The organism is Kribbella steppae, from assembly GCF_004342025.1.
GTDB lineage: Bacteria > Actinomycetota > Actinomycetes > Propionibacteriales > Kribbellaceae > Kribbella > Kribbella steppae.
On record NZ_SLWN01000001.1, the window covers coordinates 384,542 to 398,515 of the forward strand.

At 67.6% G+C, this 13,974-nt stretch carries 15 protein-coding genes; 7 read left to right on the plus strand and 8 right to left on the minus strand.

Annotation, left to right across the window (positions count from 1 at the left end; genetic code table 11):
• Nucleotides 1-24: 24 nt before the first annotated feature.
• Nucleotides 25-1,365, minus strand: coding sequence for a type I glutamate--ammonia ligase (gene glnA / locus EV652_RS01735; RefSeq protein WP_132207160.1), 1,341 nt, complete (start codon nt 1,363-1,365; stop codon nt 25-27).
• A gap of 124 nt (nt 1,366-1,489) precedes the next feature.
• Here glnA and EV652_RS01740 point away from each other — a divergent pair, with 124 nt between their 5' ends.
• A complete protein-coding gene (locus tag EV652_RS01740; protein ID WP_132207161.1) occupies nt 1,490-1,909 on the plus strand; it encodes a hypothetical protein in 420 nt (139 codons plus the stop codon).
• On the opposite strand, the gene EV652_RS01745 is transcribed toward EV652_RS01740, so the two are convergent.
• Both EV652_RS01745 and EV652_RS01750 read right to left on the minus strand, forming a co-directional pair.
• On the minus strand, nt 1,835-2,803 hold the full coding sequence (locus tag EV652_RS01745) for an HTTM domain-containing protein (protein WP_132207162.1): 969 nt from the start codon (nt 2,801-2,803) through the stop codon (nt 1,835-1,837). The genes EV652_RS01740 and EV652_RS01745 overlap by 75 nt on opposite strands.
• Complete coding sequence (locus tag EV652_RS01750) at nt 2,800-3,282, minus strand: hypothetical protein (protein WP_132207163.1); 483 nt, start codon at nt 3,280-3,282, stop codon at nt 2,800-2,802. The genes EV652_RS01745 and EV652_RS01750 overlap by 4 nt, the downstream gene beginning before the upstream one ends.
• 97 nt (nt 3,283-3,379) lie before the next feature.
• Here EV652_RS01750 and EV652_RS01755 point away from each other — a divergent pair, with 97 nt between their 5' ends.
• Nucleotides 3,380-3,529, plus strand: coding sequence for a peptidoglycan recognition protein family protein (locus EV652_RS01755; protein ID WP_199237953.1), 150 nt, complete (start codon nt 3,380-3,382; stop codon nt 3,527-3,529).
• On the opposite strand, the gene EV652_RS01760 is transcribed toward EV652_RS01755, so the two are convergent.
• Nucleotides 3,478-4,662: a DUF418 domain-containing protein gene (locus tag EV652_RS01760; RefSeq protein WP_132207164.1), complete on the minus strand. Its 1,185-nt coding sequence runs from the start codon at nt 4,660-4,662 to the stop codon at nt 3,478-3,480. The two genes, EV652_RS01755 and EV652_RS01760, sit on opposite strands and share 52 nt — an antisense overlap.
• Nucleotides 4,663-4,798: 136 nt before the next feature.
• On the opposite strand from EV652_RS01760, the gene EV652_RS01765 reads away from it, so the two are divergent.
• Complete coding sequence (locus EV652_RS01765; RefSeq protein ID WP_242001492.1) at nt 4,799-6,694, plus strand: NAD+ synthase; 1,896 nt, start codon at nt 4,799-4,801, stop codon at nt 6,692-6,694.
• Between the two features lie 148 nt (nt 6,695-6,842).
• The gene (gene panB / locus EV652_RS46105; protein ID WP_369409989.1) at nt 6,843-9,125 is read left to right on the plus strand and encodes a 3-methyl-2-oxobutanoate hydroxymethyltransferase; all 2,283 of its coding nucleotides are present in this window, start codon (nt 6,843-6,845) and stop codon (nt 9,123-9,125) included.
• A gap of 40 nt (nt 9,126-9,165) precedes the next feature.
• On the opposite strand, the gene EV652_RS01785 is transcribed toward panB, so the two are convergent.
• On the minus strand, nt 9,166-10,068 hold the full coding sequence (locus tag EV652_RS01785) for an aldo/keto reductase (RefSeq protein WP_132207165.1): 903 nt from the start codon (nt 10,066-10,068) through the stop codon (nt 9,166-9,168).
• 95 nt (nt 10,069-10,163) lie between these two features.
• Between EV652_RS01785 and EV652_RS01790 the strand changes: the two genes are divergently transcribed.
• Nucleotides 10,164-10,661 (plus strand): NUDIX hydrolase, encoded by a 498-nt coding sequence (locus EV652_RS01790; protein ID WP_132207166.1) that lies wholly within the window; start codon nt 10,164-10,166, stop codon nt 10,659-10,661.
• 44 nt (nt 10,662-10,705) lie between these two features.
• Here the strand turns inward: EV652_RS01790 and EV652_RS43875 are convergent, their stop codons facing one another.
• Together EV652_RS43875 and EV652_RS01795 are read right to left on the minus strand one after the other, a co-directional pair.
• Nucleotides 10,706-10,882, minus strand: a complete 177-nt coding sequence (locus EV652_RS43875) for a hypothetical protein (RefSeq protein WP_158441066.1) — start codon at nt 10,880-10,882, stop codon at nt 10,706-10,708.
• A gap of 128 nt (nt 10,883-11,010) precedes the next feature.
• Nucleotides 11,011-11,760, minus strand: coding sequence for a helical backbone metal receptor (locus EV652_RS01795; protein WP_132207167.1), 750 nt, complete (start codon nt 11,758-11,760; stop codon nt 11,011-11,013).
• A 327-nt stretch (nt 11,761-12,087) separates the two neighbouring features.
• Between EV652_RS01795 and EV652_RS01800 the strand changes: the two genes are divergently transcribed.
• The gene (locus EV652_RS01800; RefSeq protein ID WP_132207168.1) at nt 12,088-12,666 is read left to right on the plus strand and encodes a histone H1-like repetitive region-containing protein; all 579 of its coding nucleotides are present in this window, start codon (nt 12,088-12,090) and stop codon (nt 12,664-12,666) included.
• A 188-nt stretch (nt 12,667-12,854) separates the two neighbouring features.
• On the opposite strand, the gene EV652_RS01805 is transcribed toward EV652_RS01800, so the two are convergent.
• A complete protein-coding gene (locus EV652_RS01805) occupies nt 12,855-13,043 on the minus strand; it encodes a hypothetical protein (protein ID WP_132207169.1) in 189 nt (62 codons plus the stop codon).
• 53 nt (nt 13,044-13,096) lie between these two features.
• Here EV652_RS01805 and map point away from each other — a divergent pair, with 53 nt between their 5' ends.
• The gene (gene map / locus EV652_RS01810) at nt 13,097-13,945 is read left to right on the plus strand and encodes a type I methionyl aminopeptidase (RefSeq protein ID WP_132207170.1); all 849 of its coding nucleotides are present in this window, start codon (nt 13,097-13,099) and stop codon (nt 13,943-13,945) included.
• Nucleotides 13,946-13,974: the final 29 nt, after the last annotated feature.

Here is a 13,974-nt window from a genome sequence, read left to right on the forward strand (position 1 = left end):
CGCCGAGCCTTCTCACACACGCGCTTAGAGGACGGGCAGCAGCTTGTTCAGCTCGAACGGGGTGACCTGGCGGCGGTAGTCCTGCCACTCGGCGCGCTTGTTGCGGAGGAAGAAGTCGAAGACGTGCTCGCCGAGGGTCTCGGCGACCAGTTCGCTGTCCTCCATCGCGCTGATGGCTTCGGCGAGGCTGCTCGGCAGCGGCTTGATGCCGAGGGCCTTGCGCTCGCGCGACGTCAGCGACCAGACGTCGTCCTCGACTTCGCGCGGCAGCTCGTAGCCCTCCTCGATGCCCTTCAGGCCGGCGGCCAGCATCAGCGCGAAGGCGAGGTACGGGTTCGCCGCCGAGTCCAGCGAGCGGAACTCGACGCGACTCGACTGGCCCTTGTGCGGCTTGTACATCGGCACCCGGACCAGCGCGGACCGGTTGTTGTGACCCCAGGAGATGAACGACGGTGCCTCGTCGCCGACGGCGAGCCGCTTGTAGGAGTTCACCCACTGGTTCGTCACCGCGGTGATCTCGGCCGCGTGCTGCAGCAGGCCGGCGATGAAGGCGCGGCCGGTCTTGGACAGCTGGTACTGCGCGCCGCCCTCGAAGAACGCGTTCCGGTCACCCTCGAACAGCGACATGTGGGTGTGCATCCCGGACCCGGGCTGGTCGCTCAGCGGCTTGGGCATGAACGACGCGTAGATGCCCTGGCTCAGCGCGACCTCCTTGACCACCACCCGGAAGGTCATGATGTTGTCCGCGGTGGTGAGCGCGTCGGCGTACCGCAGGTCGATCTCCTGCTGGCCGGGACCGCCCTCGTGGTGGCTGAACTCGACCGAGATGCCCATCGACTCCAGCATCGTGATCGCCTCGCGGCGGAAGTCGTTGCCGATGCCCTGCGGGGTGTGGTCGAAGTACCCGGACGAATCCACCGGCTCCAGCTTCGTGCCCGGCGCGCCGGTCAGCGACTTGAACAGGTAGAACTCGATCTCGGGGTGCGTGTAGAAGGTGAACCCGAGGTCAGCCGCCTTCGACAGCGTCCGCTTCAGCACATACCGCGGGTCGGCGAACGACGCGGACCCGTCCGGCATGTTGATGTCGCAGAACATCCGCGCGGTGCCCATCGTCTCGCCCCGCCAGGGCAGGATCTGGAACGTCGACGGATCAGGCTTGGCCAGCATGTCCGCCTCGGTCACCCGGGCGAAGCCCTCGATCGCGGATCCGTCGAACCCGATCCCCTCGGCGAACGCGCCCTCCAGTTCCGCCGGCGCCACCGCCACCGACTTCAGGAACCCGAGCACATCGGTGAACCAGAGCCGCACGAACCGTACGTCGCGCTCCTCGAGCGCGCGCAGTACGAACTCCTGCTGCTTGTCCATCGGCCAGTCCACCTCTCGCTCAGCATCGATCTCACAGGGCCCTCACACAGTCTGCCCCTGCTCTGTTAAGCAGACGTTACGTGCTCGTGCGGACAACGCACCGATCAGGGCCTAACGTTTCGGTGTGCAGACGATCTTCGGTGCTGGTTACCACGCCGCCCTGATCGTGGCCGCGATCCTCTGTGCCGCCGACCTGCTGCTCAGCACCGCGCGCTCCGTCCAGTCGATCCGGGGCTGGCGGCCCGCCGAGCGGGACGTGCTGGGCCGGCGCTGGCTCCCGGTCCCGGAGCTCGGCTTCGGCATGTTCGCGTTCTGCTGCACCGGCCTGGTCACGCTCGGCCTGACCCACCACAACGCCGACGACCTGCCGACCAAGCAGATCCTGTTCGCCGCGCTGGTCTTCGGGTACGCCGGTGCCGTGCTGTCCCGCGTGGTCCGTACCCCCGGCCCGGGCGGCCGCCGGTTCCGGCTACGCGCCGGCCTGCTCCTTGGCCTGCCGGCCCTCTTCGGCCTGGTCTTCGGCCTCTCCGGCGTCGCCGTCTGAGTCTCGCCCACTTTCACGCCGGCGCTTGAACCACGGCACGATCCGCTCCAGCGGCGCGAACGCCAGCCAGCAGACCACCGTCGGCAGGAAATGGATCAGCAGGATCGCCGTGTTCGCCGCGTGGAACCCGAGGAAGAACAGCGCCCCGAGCAACTGCCACCGCCCCTTGAGCCACAGGATCACCGGCGACAGGATCTCCGCGATGATCCCGACCCACTGCATCACGTGCAGCATCCACGGGTGGTGCAGCAACCATTCCCCGACGGGGTGCGGCCGCCGTACGATCGCCCACGTCAGTACGGCGCTGCCCGGCCAGGTCAGCGCCCACCCGGCACTCCGCAGTTTCGCCACGGCGGACAGGAAGTACGTCGCGATCACACTGATCTGCACGCACCGGACTGCCCACCCGGCGGCCTCCGACCTGGTCTGATCGCCGTACGACGCCAGACCACGCTTGCCGGCCTTCACGGTCGGGAGCACCCACAGCGCGACCACCAGGGCGAGGTGGTCGTGGTCGACTTTGCCGTCGCTCATCCCGATCAGCACCCACCAGGTGAACGCCGGTGCCACGATCCAGCCGGCGATCCGCGGGAAGTAGTTCGTCGCGCCGAGCAGGCAGGCCACGATCAGGACGACGTACAGGGTGGTCGTGTTCGCCACCGACGGCTCGGGCAGCTCGAAGATGCGGGCCAGCAGCAACGGCTGGTAGAGGCCGGAGTGCTCGCCCTTGAGTCGGGTGTCGCGGACGAACGCGTGCATGTCGAGGATGACGAACAGGTAGAGGACCGTCCGCAACCAGGCGACCCGAGCCAGCGCGATCGTCGGCGTGAACCAGCCCGCGACGCGTGCCGGCAGTGATCGGCGGACCGGCGCCGCAGCGTCGATCGCGCTCATCGGCGCACCTCCCACGTGGCCAGCACTTCGGGCGTCGGCGGGCCTTCGACCCGGCCCTTGACCAGCTGGGTGGTGTCGCGGATCAGCTCGAGCTTCACGTACTGAGGCTTGTCCGGGTGCTTCTTCGCCCACCCGTCCGCGACCTGCTGCAGCAATGACGGGTCCTTGACGATCTCCCCGGTCCGCGCCTCGATCTCGGCCCGGGCGACCCCGGCGCCCTCGATGTTCAGCGGTACGTCGACCGTCGTACCGGCGTCGGTCTGGGCGGTGATCCGGGTGTAGGTGATGGATGCGTCGTCCGGCACCGACATCGCGTACTGCGACATCGGCCCGAACGGCCAGGCGTCGTCACTGGCCCGGACCGATCCGTTGATCAGCAGGCCGATCCCGACCACGGCCACGAGGACTCGCAGCCCTTTGCCGACCCGTCCCAGCCGGACGTCCCCCGCCGGCTCCTGCCCACTCGTCACGCCCGCCATTAGACACCACTCCCGACCGCCCGCCGCGGTTTCACCCGACGCGTGGTAGGGAATTTTCTACAACATGACCGCCCCAGAAAGTTTCCAACCTGCCCGGATGTCCCGGCGTGCCGGTACGACGTACGGTCTCGATCCGCACGCGGCGATCGTCGGCCACCGCGATTACAACGCGACCCAGTGCCCCGGCAACGTCTTCTATGCCCGTCTCCCCGAACTCCGCGACCGGGTGGCCGCCGTACTGGGTTGATAGGTGAACTTGCGGATCAGGATCTCGAACGGTCCCCGGTAGCCAGCCCGCCGCATCCGCTCGGCCAGGAGGACAGTCGCCAGCCAGGTCACGATGGCGAGGAGTGCCGTCGTGGTCGTGCTGAGGGTGTCGGACAGGTCGAGCAGGTACGGCGTGAAGACGACGGTCCACACCACCGACTGGGCCAGGTAGCAGGTCAGTGAGCGCTGACCGACCGCGGCGATCGCCAGGGTTCCCCGGCCTTGGCGATCGCTCAGCCTCATCCCGATCAGCACGATCAGAGCGGCGTACCCGAATCCTCCGAGGACGCCGGACGAGTCGTGCAGGGGGCCGATGATGCTCAGCGTGTGGTCGCTCGGCCGGCCGATCACGCCGCCGACGACCAGCGACACCGGCAGGGCGCCGACGACCGCGACGGTGATGCCGATGATCGCGGTCGACCAGAGCAGAGTGCGATGCTCGGCCGGATGTTCGAGGACCCGCCGGCGGCCGGCCCACAGCCCGATCAGGAACGGCGCGATGAACCCGATCGGGCCGAGCAGCGCGATGAACGGCTGGACGACGATCCGGTCGGCGTACTGGTCGAGCAGGTTCTGCGGCAGCATCGAGGGATCGACCGGGTCGGTCGCCGTCGACAGCGAGTCGCCGCTGGGCAGCGATGAGAGCACCAGCATGAACGCGGCCACGATGAACAGCCAGCGGTCCTTCCAGCGCAGCGCCCAGACGCCGAGGAAGAGGAGTACGCCGTACGCCGCGAGGATGTCACCGACGTACAGCAGCATCGCGTGCAGGAAGCCGAGGACGACCAGCACCAGACTTCGTCGCCGGAGCAGTTTCCGGATCGGCCGCCACTCTTTCCCGGCCTCGCGCTGCCGCCGGACGATCTGCGCGACGCCGTACCCGAACAGCACCCCGAACATCGGGAACGAGCGGCCGTCGACGAAAGTCGCGATCAGGAAAGCAACCGCCCGGTCGACCACCGACCCATCGGTCGGGAATCCGCCGAAGATCGAGGGACCGTTGACGAAATAGTGCGAGTTCGCCAACGCGATGAACAGCAGCATGAACCCCCGAGCCAGGTCCGGGCCCAGTGCCCGCTCGGTCAACCCCGTCGGCCCAGCCTGAGACGTCATACCCCCAGTGAATCGGCCGCTCAGCCCCCTCACAGCCACCAAAAGTCAGCGACCGGTCGAACCTTGGTCGCTACTACGTTTGATCAACGTGTACATCGGGAGTGGGTTCGAGCCAGGGAACCAGTAATGTGCTCCCGTGCCTCAGCTACGGGTTGCTCTCGCTCAGCTCAATGTGACCGTCGGTGACATCGACGGGAACGCCGAGAAGATCGTCGCGTGGACCCGTAACGCCGTCGAGCGGGGTGCCCATGTGGTGGCCTTCCCGGAGCTCGCCCTGACCGGCTATCCGGTCGAGGATCTGGCCCTGCGGGCCTCGTTCGTGGACGCGTCGCAGGCCCGTATCCAGGACCTCGCCACCCGGCTGGCCGACGAAGGTCTCGGCGACATCGTGGTCGTCTGCGGCTACCTCGACCGCGCCACCGGTACGGCGATGGGCGTCGACCGGCTCGGCCGGCCCAAGGGCTCCCCGACCAACAGCGCCGCGGTGATCCACCAGGGTCGCGTCGTCACCAGCGCGGTCAAGCACCACCTGCCGAACTACGGCGTCTTCGACGAGTTCCGGCACTTCGTCCCCGGCAGCACCCTGCAGGTGGTTCGGATCCACGGTGTCGACGTCGCGCTGGTCATCTGCGAGGACCTCTGGCAGGACGGCGGTCCGGTCGCGGTGACCAAGGCCGCGGGTGCCGGTCTGCTGCTGGTCATCAACAGCTCGCCGTACGAGGCCAACAAGGACGACGTCCGCGGTGACCTGGTCCGACGTCGTGCCCGCGAGGCCGGTTGCTCGCTCGCCTACGTCAACCTGGTCGGCGGCCAGGACGAGCTCGTCTTCGACGGCGACTCGCTGATCGCCGATGCCGACGGCAAGGTGTTCGCCCGCGCCCCGCAGTTCGAGCAGGGCAGCATGGTGGTCGACCTCGACCTGCCCGCGCCGGCAGGTACGCCGTCCGGGTCGCACGAAGGCATCGACATCGTCCACACCGTGATCCAGGACGACGCGTTGCCGTCGTACGAACCGATCGCCACGGCTGTCGCGCCCCGGCTGGCGGACGAGGCCGAGATGTACGGCGCGATCGTCACCGGACTGCGTGACTACGTGCAGAAGAACGGCTTCAAGTCGGTCCTGCTCGGGCTGTCCGGCGGCATCGACTCGTCGCTGGTCGCCGCGATCGCCTGTGACGCGATCGGGTCCGAGCACGTCTTCGGCATCTCCAACCCGAGTGTGTACTCCAGCGACCACTCCCGCGACGACGCGGCCGAGCTCGCCGCCCGGACCGGTCTGAACTACCGGGTGGTGCCGATCCAGCCGATGGTGCAGCCGTTCATCGACACCCTCGGCCTGACCGGTCTGCCCGAGGAGAACCTGCAGGCGCGGGTCCGGGCGGTGATCTGGATGGGCCTGTCGAACGCCGACGGCCACCTGGTGCTTGCCTGCGGCAACAAGTCCGAGCTGTCCGTCGGCTACTCGACCATCTACGGTGACGCGGTCGGCGGGTACGCACCGCTGAAGGACGTACCGAAGACGGTGGTCTGGCGGCTGGCGAAGTGGCGCAACGCGGACGCGAAGGCGCGCGGCCAGCAGCCGCCGATCCCGGAGAACTCGATCGCCAAGCCGCCGTCGGCGGAGCTGCGGCCAGGCCAGCAGGACACCGACTCGCTGCCGCCGTACGACCTGCTCGACGACATGCTGGACGACTACGTCGAGCAGGACCGCGGCAGCGCCGAGCTGGTCGCGGCCGGGTTCGAGACCGAGCTCGTGAGCAAGGTGATCCAGCTGGTCGACCGGGCGGAGTACAAACGGCGGCAGTATCCGCCGGGCCCGAAGATCACCCACAAGGCATTCGGCCGGGACCGCCGACTGCCGATCACGAACGCCTGGCGTGAGGACGCCCGCAAGGCGGCGCACGTGAAGGCTACGGACAGTTCGGCGACACCGGCGACGGATGAGGACGTCCCGGTGTCAGGTGAGGACACCGGTTCGGACGTACCGGTGACTGGTGAGGAGGCCCGGAAGGTGGCGGAGAGCACTGACTGATTCCTGGCGGTACCGCCCGACCTCCGACACCCCGTGGGGCTCCCCCGAGGAGTTCACGGACCGCTCCGGCCTGCCCTCCGACGATGTGAGCGATCGCTCAGGCGCAACCGGTAGCGCTCACCCTCCGCAACGGTGGGACGATGAAGGCATGGTTGACAACTTCCAGTCGGCCGGTACCCAGGACGACGACGAGCTGCCCTCGCCGTACGGGACCGGACCGAAGAACCGGACAACCGAGGAGCACCGCCGCTCGGAGTACGGCGACGACACCTGGCGGGACCGCGGCAACGGCCTCGGACTCGACCCGTCGCCGTCGTTGCCGAACGCCCCCAGGTCCTACGAACGCGGCCCGGTGCCCCAACAGCCGTACGTCCCGAAGCCTCCGTACCTGCCGGCATCGCCCCCGCCACCGCCCGCGCAGCAACCACAGCAGCAGCGGTACGGCGACCAGCCGCAGCCTCAGCCTCGTCCGTACGGCGAGCAGCCGCAGGGCCGCACGTACGGCGAGCAGCAGCGGTCGGAGTACTACGGCGAGTCCGCGCGCACAGAACCGGGTCGTGGAGAGCCGGGTCGTGGAGAGCCGAGTCGTGGAGAGCCGAGTCGTGGTGAGCCCGGTCGTGGTGAGCCCGGTCGTGGTGAGCCGGGACGTGGTGAGCCGGGTCGTGGTGAGCCGGGGCAGGCTCGTGGTGACGAGTCGCCGTTCGGTCAGTTCCAGGAGCAGAGCCCGTTCCGGCCGCAGCAGCCACAGCAGACGCCGGTAGGCCCTCCCCCGCCGCAAGGTCGGCCGAGTCCGTTCGGTCCAGGGAGTAACGGCGTACCGCCGAACCGGCAGGCGCCGGCGCCCGGCACACCGCCGCAGCAGCCGCAGCGCCCGCCCGCTCCACCGCAGGCCGGCAACAACGGTCTGACCCAGCACGCACCGGCACCGCACGGTTCCAACGGGACCAGCAACGCCAACTGGAGCGGCCCTGCCCCAGCAGCTGCGCAGAATGGCACGCCCGCACACAACAACGGCGTGACTCCGCAGCAGCCACAGAGCCAGGCACCAACGCCACCGCCTCCTCCCGCGCAGCCGCAGGGCCAGCAGCCTCCGCAGCAGCCGCAGAACCAGCGGCCCGCATCGCCTCCTGCGAACCCACCGGGCAACTACGTGGGGGACACTCCGACCATCACGGCGTACCTGCCGGAGATGCTGGAGGGCAACTACGGGCAGGAGTCCGGAGGACAGTCGGACAACGGCTACCCGTCCGACCCGAGTGCGGAGTACGAGAGCGACGCACCGGTGAGCGAGCAGCCCAAGCGTGTCGGCGCGCGGCGACGTGCGGACGTGCAGCAGGACGCACCGAGCCAGGTGGCGAACGAGAACACCGGTTCACACCGTGCTCGGCGGGCTCAGGCCGCCGGCGGCGAGGCCGAGGCCGAGGCCGGCAACCCTCCTGCACCGACCAATGCCGGCGGTTCTCCCGCACCGACTACCCCCGCGCCGAGTACTCCCGGCGGCGCTCCCGCGCCGGCTAGTGCACAGGTGAGCAGTCCTGTCACTGCACAGGTGGGCGGTCCTGCAGACGCTCAGGCATCCGCTGGGTCTCCAGCTCAGGGATCCTCGGCCGCGGGCCTGGGTGAGGGCAGCAAGCGGCCGCGCCGATACCGCATCCACCACCTCCGCGACATGAAGAACCGCAGCGAGAAGTGGGCGATGCTGACGGCGTACGACCAGTACACCGCTGAGATCTTCGACCAGGCCGGCATCCCGGTGCTGCTGGTCGGCGACTCCGCCGCGAACAACGTCTTCGGCTACGAGACGACTCTCCGCGTCACAGTCGACGAGCTGATCCCGTTGGCCCGCGCGGTCGCCGGTGCTGTCGACCGTGCACTGGTCGTCGCGGACCTGCCGTTCGGCTCGTACCAGGCGTCACCCGAGCAGGCGTTCCACACCGCCGTCCGGTTCATGAAGGAAGCGGGTGTGCACGCGGTCAAGCTCGAGGGCGGCCGGACCGTCGTACCGATGGTGGAGAAGCTGACCCAGTCCGGCATCCCGGTGATGGCGCACATCGGCTTCACACCGCAGAGCGAACACAGCATCGGTGGTTACCGGGTCCAGGGTCGCGGCGACCAGGCGGCCGGGCTGATCGACGACGCGATCGCACTGGCCGAGGCCGGCGCGTTCTCCGTCGTCCTCGAGATGGTGCCGGGCGACGTCGCCGCGGAGATCACCAAGCGCGTCACGATCCCGACCATTGGCATCGGCGCAGGCCGCGACACGGACGCACAGGTCCTCGTCTGGCAGGACATGGCCGGCATGCGCTCCGGCACGATGCCCCGCTTCGTCAAGCGGTACGCCGACCTACGCGGCATCCTCACCTCCGCAGCCACCACCTACGCCGCCGAAGTAGCCTCCGGAGCCTTCCCCACCGACGAACACACCTTCTAGCCGCACCCGGTCGGTCGCCCCACGCGTGCTACGCGGTGGGTTAGATCCAGGGCAGGGTTGAGCGTTCGGTCCAGTACTCGTCTGGTTGTTGGACGAACTCGGTGAGGGGGCCGGCGGTCTGGTGGGCGAGGTTGCTGGCGAGTTGCTCCGCGGTGCTTGCGCCGCTGAGGACGACGTCGGCCCAGGGCTGTGCGGCCGCGGCGCCGATCGCCAGTGCGTCGGGCGTGATGCCGTGCTGACGGGCGTACTCGTTGAACGGGGTCTCACCGGCCTTCGCGGTCAAACGTCCGTTGGCGACGGCTTCCTTCACCACCACGAACCAACCTGCGCCGTGCGCCTCGGCGAGCGCGGCACCGGCTGAGGTCTCGAGCACGTTCCAGGTCGCCTGCACAGCGGTGAACGGTCCGTTGAGCTCCAACGCCGTGCGCAGAGTCTCGGCCTGCTGTGGTCCGCTTGTCGACAATCCGACGCGTACGCCGTCGGCCGCAAGCTGACCGAGGCGGTCCAGCAGTTGCGCGTCGCCGAGCGCCGGACTGTCCGCCGTGAGGCTGTGGACCAGGTAGAAGTCGGGTGCTCCACCAAGCGCTTGAAGGGTCTCTGGCCATTGCCGTTCGAACGTCGCGAGCGAGTGGTCCTTCACCTCGTGTGTGTCCACGTCGTGCCGCCAGTCGGCGACGTACGTATAGCCCCACTTCGAACCGATGGTGAGCTGGTCACGTCGCTCGGGTGTCAGCCACTCGCCGAGGAAGACTTCGGCAAGACCGTACGAACGCGCGGCGTCGAAGTAGCGAACACCGGCCTGCCAGGCCTGCTCGAGGAGTTGATGTGTGCGCGCTCTCAGGTCCTCGATCGCGCGCCCCGGCGGCAGATCCTCGTCGTGTCCGAGGTTGATGTACCCGGGTCGTCCGAGCGCTGCCAGTCCGAGGCCGATCGTTGCCGTCATACGTCGATCGTGCCACCTGATGTGTACGGCAACTAATGTGAGACGCGCCGCATCAGCCGACGCGGGACGGCCTTCCTCGTCTAGCGTTTTGTTGTGTGAGCGATCCTCGTCTGCCACCACCAGGCACCGTCGTCCGGCGTACGACGGCCCGCGTGCTGCCGGTCCGCCCGGACGGCAAGGTGCTGCTGCTGCACGGCTGGGATCCGCTGAAGCCACAGACGCCGTACTGGTTCACCATCGGCGGCGGCGTGGAAGCCGGTGAGACGATCGTGGAAGCGGCCAGCCGCGAACTGCGCGAGGAGGTCGGCATCCACCTGCCGATCGACTCACTCGGTACGCCGCTGGCGACGAACACGATCGAGTTCGAGTGGGGCGGGTGCCCGATCATCCAGACCCAGACGTTCTTCGCGGTCGCGGTGGACGGCGTCGACGTGACGTTCGCCAACCAGGAGCAACTCGAGCTGGAGACGATCAGCGCCCACGGCTGGTGGTACGGCGACGACCTCGAGGCCACCGGTCAGGCCGCCCACGTCACCATCCCCGGACTGCTCCGCCAGGCGGCCGACGCCATCATCCTGCGCCGCGCGTCCTGACTCACCGCATCCTGCGTCAGCACCGCACGTGCTGAGACACCGCGTCAGCGGCTGCGGGCCTCTTTGAGGACCTTCTTCTTGATCTTCTTGTCGACCTCGTAGTGGATGCGATCGAGCCGCTGCGCGCAGCCGGCATCAGCCAGCCGCTTGAGGACCACCGGGCACTTCTTGCACCTCGGCTTGTCCTTGCAGCACTTCTTCTTCGCGGTCATCGATGGCACGCAGCGAGTGTAGGTGAGGCATACCTAACCGTCTAGCTGACCGAGCAGGCATCGTGTCGCACATCACTGCGCCCGTCCGATCAGCATCACAGCCGTCCGATCAGCGTCACAACCGTCGGCTGAGCGGCTCAGTCGAGCTGTCTGGTGAGCACTTCGCGCGCCTCGACGAGTGACGGGCCGTACCAGGTCAGATGCCGGCCGGAGACACACTTCGCCGGCCGGGTGAATGCCTCCGGACCATCATCGGGTGAAAACGCATAAGGCTCGTCCGGCAGTACCGCGATGTCGTAACCGGGCAACGCATCAGGATCGATCCGCGGATAACGTTCACCGGATTCCGCGAACACGTTGTCGATCCCGATCCGCGACAACAGATCACCGGCGAATGTGTCCCGTCCCAACGCCATCCACGGTCTCCGCCAGATCGGTACGACGGCCCGCCGCCGCTTCCCGTCGTACGGCGTACTCCACACGTCGCGCGCTTGTCGCAACCAAGCCGGCAACTCACCGGTGATCGCAGACAGCATGCGTTCGAGTGAGTCGAGTGATTCGGCGACGGTGATCGGCGAGGTGGTCCAGACCGCGATTCCACTCGCCCGCAACGCGTCGAGATCGACCGCTCGATTCTCTTCGGCATTCGCGATGACGACGTCGGGTGCGAGTGCACGGATGCGATCGAGATCCGGATTCTTCGTACCCCGCACACGCGTCACATCGAGCTGTCGCGGATGCGTGCACCAGTCCGTCGCACCGACCAGAAGATGTGCATGCGTCACTGCGATCGACTCGGTCAACGACGGCACGATGCTGACCACGCGACGCACTGTCGACGGCATCGCAACGACGTCGCCGAGGTCGTCCGCAAGCTCTCTCATCATGCGTCTCCGACGTCGTCACACACGCTCTTCGACACGTCCGTCACCTCACTTCGCGCAGGCCGTTGCCGAGGACAACACTCCCCGAAAGTGCGGTTCGACACGAACTTTGTGCGCGTGTCGCCAAGAAATTCTTGAGCCCTTCGGGCATCCTCTTAGCGCGACGGAATCCCTTCTGCACAAGGATTTTCGGCATTTGCGCGCCTGCTTGCGGCCAGGACGCCTTAACCTGAAGACGTTTCGGGTGCTTTACGTAGCCACCAAGTGTTGTCATCATCATGACGACGAGGAATCCACCGTGGTTTTCCTCAGCCGCACCAAGGAGGCAGAGTGCCAGCCAAGAAGGCAGCCGCAGGGAAGGCGACAGCCAAAAAGGCTTCTCCCGCCAAGAAGACTGTCGCGAAGAAGGCCAGCGCCGCGAAGACGACAACCGCGCGCAAGGTCAGCGCAGCGAAGAAGACAGTGACGAAGAAGGTGAGTGCGGCAAAGAAGGCGCCAGCAAAGCGCAGCGCTGCCAAGGCGCCCGCCAAGAAGACCGCTGCCAAGAAGACAACTGCTGCGAAGAAGACCACCGCGCGGAAGACGACGGCGAAGAAGACGGTCGCGAAGAAGGCGCCGGCGAAGCGGACGACGGCCAAGAAGACCGTCGCGAAGAAGGCGCCCGCGAAGCGGACGACGGCCAAGAAGACCGTGGCCAAGAAGGCGCCCGCGAGGAAGACGGTCGCGAAGAAGGCGCCCGCCAAGAAGACCGCGGCGAAGAAGGCCCCGGCCAAGAAGACCGCCGCCAAGAAGGCGCCGGCGAAGCGGACCGCGGCGAAGAAGGCGCCCGTCCGCAAGGTCGCGGCGAAGAAGGCCCCGGCACGCAAGGCTCCGGCCCGCAAGACCGCGGCCCGCCGGGTCACCCGCTGAACCGGGCGTTCGCTCTGACGCGACGCCAACCAAAAAGCCGAGGGGCACCACCATCAACGGTGGTGCCCCTCGGTGCGTTCAACGATCGGTCGTCGGACCGCACCATCACGCAGCGCCTTGCTCTGTGGTCTGTCGTCGTTGCACACCTTCACAACTTCGCCGCGGAGCGGCTGCTTCGTGCTCAGCGGTCAGTCGTCGTTCCACTTGGGGTCGTTGTCCCAGGCCTCATTGCGTTCCTGGACCTTCTCCAGTGCCCGGGCCGCCTCTTCCGGCGAGCTGTAGGGGCCGAGCCGGTCGGCTGATTTCTCCCCCTGGTAAGGCTCGACCTTGCCGGTCTTGACGTTGTAGTACCACTCGTTGCTGTGATCGTCGCTCATCTGGATGACCGCCTCCCGGGAGTCTTGTCGCAGCTCACTACAATGTTCCCACCATGTCGCCTCTCACTCCCGGCATCATCTCGCCGCGCCGCGAAGTCCCCGCGTCCATCCCGCGTCCCGAATACGTCGGGAAGCCGGCTCCGACGCCGTACGACGGCTCCTACGTCACAGCACCTGAACTGATCGAGAAGATGCGCGTCGCCGGGAAGCTGGCAGCCCAGGCGTTGCAGGCGGTCGGTGACGCGGCGAAGCCAGGTGTCACCACCGACGAGCTGGACCGGGTCGGCCACGAGTACTTGATCGAGCGCGGTGCGTACCCGTCGACCCTCGGCTACCGCGGCTACCCGAAGTCGCTGTGTACGTCGGTCAACGAGGTGATCTGTCACGGCATCCCCGACGACCGCCCGCTCGAGGACGGCGACATCGTCAACGTCGACATCACGGCGTTCCTGGACGGTGTGCACGGCGACAACAACGCCACCTTCCTGGTCGGCGACGTGGACGAGCAGACGCGACTGCTGGTCGAGCGGACGCGCGAGGCGCTGAACCGCGGGATCAAGGCGGTCAAACCGGGTCGCCGGGTCAGCATCATCGGCCGGGTGATCGAGTCCTACGCCAAGCGCTTCGGGTACGGCGTCGTGCGCGACTTCACCGGCCACGGCATCGCGACGTCGTTCCACTCCGGCCTGATCATCCCGCACTACGACGACGAGCGCTTCGACGACGTGATCGAGCCCGGGATGACGTTCACCATCGAGCCGATGCTCACCCTCGGCACCCACGAGTACGACCTGTGGGACGACGGCTGGACCGCCACCACCAAGGACAAGTCCCTCACCGCCCAGTTCGAGCACACCCTGGTCGTCACCGACACCGGTACCGAGGTCCTCACCTTGCCGTGAGGCTCACGCAGTACGAGCACTCTCATCTC